Source organism: Dietzia cercidiphylli (assembly GCF_014145145.1).
GTDB lineage: Bacteria > Actinomycetota > Actinomycetes > Mycobacteriales > Mycobacteriaceae > Dietzia > Dietzia natronolimnaea.
The window spans coordinates 1-2,917 of record NZ_JAALEA010000214.1 but is presented as its reverse complement, the minus strand read 5'-3'; the positions used below and the strand labels follow the sequence as shown (position 1 = coordinate 2,917).

Sequence of the window (2,917 nt, the reverse complement as noted above, 5' to 3'; positions counted from 1 at the left end):
TCGCCGCAGCGCTCCTGGTCGCGGGCGGCCTGGGGAGCTGGCTGCTGGGGACCTACCTGGTCGACGGCACCTGGCCCTCGGCGGCGTCCGCCACGGTGGACTCGATCTCGGGCACCGGCATCGGATCGACGGAGATGCGCATCGCCGCCGTCGTCCTGGCTGTGGTGGGGCTCGCTCTGCTGCTGGCCGCCCTCGTGCCGGGACGCCCGTCGCGCGTCCTGGTCCTCGAGGACGACGTCCCGGGCGAGACCGCCATTTCCCGCCGTGACCTGGCCCGCCGCATCCAACGGCGGACCGAGAACGTCGACGGCGTGCACAGTACGAGCGTGGCCGTCCGCCGGCGCCGGATCGACGTGGCCGTGGCGACCGTGGTCGACGACCCCGCCCCGGTGACCAGGGGAGCGAAGGACGCCGTGGAACGGGCGCTGGCCGAACTGCGCCCGGCCGGCCCGTCACGACCCCGCGTGCGCACCCACCGCAGAAGCTGAGAGGACGACACATCATGCGTAGCCTGTCCGGAACCCGAAACCGCGTCGCGTTGACGGTGGCGGGTCTGCTGACCCTGGCCGTCGCGGCGTGGCTGGTCGCGGTGTCCTTCGCCCTCATCCCCGCGGGCTCGCCGCTCGCCGGCCTGACGGTGCCGGCCGACTCGACGGTGTCGACGCTGGTGCAGGAGCACCGTGGGTGGGCACTGCCGGCCGCCACCGCCGCCTCCGTCCTCGCCGTGCTCGCCGGGCTGGGTCTGCTGCTCGCGCAGATCCCCACCGCACCGGCGCACACCTCTCTGCGTCTGCACGACGACGACGGCACCGTCCTGGCCACCCTGGAACCCCAGGTGCTGGAACGTGCGCTCGCCGAGCGGGTGGAGGGCGTCCCCGGCGTCGAGGAGGCGTCCGTGCGGGTCTCCGGCTCCACGACCTCCCTGCGGATCCTGGCCGAGGTGACGATCGCCGAGGAGGCGCAGGTGGAATGGGCTGTCGAGGAGGCCCGCCGGGTGCTTGCCGCGGATCCGGAGACCGCCCTCGGCACCAGCCCTCGGTCGGTCGACCTGCTGGTCCGCGTGCACACCCCGCGGACCTCCCGATCCGACCGCGTGGCCGTGCGCCATCACGGTGCGGGCGGGGAACTGGTCTCCGAGGCGGCATGACCCCCGCGCCCTCCCCGCCGGGGGAGTACCCCGACCGCACCCTGGTGCTGCGCGCACAGGACGGTGACCCCGAGGCCTTCGACGTGTTGATCGACCGCCACCAGGGTCGCCTGTTCCGCATCGCCTACCTGGTGTTGGGGGACCGGCAGGACAGCGAGGACGTGGTCCAGGAGTCGCTGCTCACCGCGTGGAAGCGGCTGCATCTCCTGGACGACCCGGATGCGGTGCGGAGCTGGCTGTCCCAGATCTGCTCGCGTCGGGCGACCGACATCGCCCGCCGCCGGGCCCGCCGCTCCACCGACGCCCAGCCGCCCGAGCTCCTGAACGTCCACCGCGACGAGGGCCCCCGGTCCGACCCCGCGCAGACCACCGTGGTCAACGCGCAGATGCAGGCCCTGGCCCGGGTGCTCGGGACGATGGACCCGGATCTGCGGTCCTGCTGGACACTGCGCGAGATCGACGGCATGTCCTATCGGGAGGTCGCGTCCGCGCTCGACATCACCGAGTCCACCGCGCGGGGCCGCCTCGCGCGTGCCCGCACGCACGTGATCGAATATATGAAGGAATGGCGGTGAACACCATGGACGGATCCTCCGGACCCGGTGGACCCGACGACGCCGAGGCCACCCGGCACTACCTCGACCAGATCCGCGCCCTGCACCGCGACTGGGACGAGCTCGAGAGCCGGGGCGACGACTCCGTGCAGATGTCCGGTCGGGCGAGGTCGGCACTGGCGGAGGCCGTCCGCGCGGATGCCCGACACGGCGCGCGGGTGCAGATGCCTCCCACCGACATCGGCCCCTACTCGCTGACCGAACTCGCCCTGCGGACACTGATCCGCGACACCGTCGACGGCGTCCCGGGGGTGCTGAGTCTGCGGACCACCGTCGACCACGATCCGGTCGAGGGCTGGGGTACCCGCGGTCTGCCCCGCCGCATCGCGTGCCGCGTCTCGTTCGCGGCGTCGACCCCGGATCTGCCCGCCCTGGCGGACGCGGTCCGACAGGCGGTGCGTGGTGCGTGCGCCCGCGAATTCGACCTCGTCGACCTGGCGGTCGACGTCCACATCGAGGATCTTCATGAGAACTGAGCCGACGGCAGCGGAGTTGATCGACCTGGTGGTCGCCGTCCCCGGGGTCAACGGGATAGAACCCGGCATCGGCACCTCACTGCGGGCGCTCGATGCCCGCATACGGCGGGCCGGCCCCGTCCTGAGTCACTTCGGTCTCCACGTCGACCGCGACGGCAACAGGGTCACCGTCGAGGTGAGCCTGGACCCCTCCCGACCGGTCAGGCAGAGCGTGCGGGAGATCCAGTCGGTCCTGCGGGACGCCCTGGGCGCCTCGGTGCCGGTCGGTACCGAACTCGAGGTGCGGGTGCAGTCGCTCCACCGGGGCTGAGCCCGCGGCGCGTGCGTCCGGCGCGCACACCGTTGGCGATCACCAGGATCTCCGCGAGCTCGTGCACCAGCACGACCGCGGCCAGCCCCAGGACGCCGGCCAGCGCCAACGGCACCAGCCCGATGATGATCGCCAGCGAGAGCCCGATGTTCTGCAGCATGATCCGGCGGGAGCGGCGGGCGTGCTGCAGCGCCCGGGGCAGGTGCCGCAGGTCCTCGCCGAGGAGGGCCACGTCGGCCGTCTCGATCGCGACGTCGTTGCCCATCGCCCCCATCGCGATCCCCAGGTCCGCGGTCGCCAGGGCGGGGGCGTCGTTGACGCCGTCGCCGACCATCGCCGTCGCCCTCTCCGCGCGGAGCCGGGTGACGAT

5 protein-coding genes are annotated in these 2,917 nt (G+C 73.0%); 4 read left to right on the top strand and 1 reads right to left on the bottom strand.

The window, feature by feature from the left end; genetic code table 11:
* The 4 genes from G6028_RS08285 to G6028_RS08270 all read left to right on the top strand — a co-directional run.
* The coding region (locus tag G6028_RS08285) for a DUF6286 domain-containing protein (protein WP_182658598.1) at window positions 1-488 on the top strand (488 nt) is incomplete at its 5' end.
* A 14-nt stretch (window positions 489-502) separates the two neighbouring features.
* Window positions 503-1,147 carry a hypothetical protein gene (locus tag G6028_RS08280; RefSeq protein WP_182658597.1) on the top strand — a complete coding sequence of 215 codons (645 nt, stop codon included), beginning with the start codon at window positions 503-505 and terminating at the stop codon, window positions 1,145-1,147.
* Complete coding sequence (locus G6028_RS08275) at window positions 1,144-1,722, top strand: RNA polymerase sigma factor (RefSeq protein WP_179523289.1); 579 nt, start codon at window positions 1,144-1,146, stop codon at window positions 1,720-1,722. Before G6028_RS08280 ends, G6028_RS08275 begins: the two co-directional genes overlap by 4 nt.
* Complete coding sequence (locus tag G6028_RS08270; RefSeq protein WP_182658596.1) at window positions 1,713-2,237, top strand: hypothetical protein; 525 nt, start codon at window positions 1,713-1,715, stop codon at window positions 2,235-2,237. The genes G6028_RS08275 and G6028_RS08270 overlap by 10 nt, the downstream gene beginning before the upstream one ends.
* A 200-nt stretch (window positions 2,238-2,437) precedes the next feature.
* On the opposite strand, the gene G6028_RS08265 is transcribed toward G6028_RS08270, so the two are convergent.
* The coding region (locus G6028_RS08265; protein ID WP_182658595.1) for an HAD-IC family P-type ATPase at window positions 2,438-2,917 on the bottom strand (480 nt) is incomplete at its 5' end.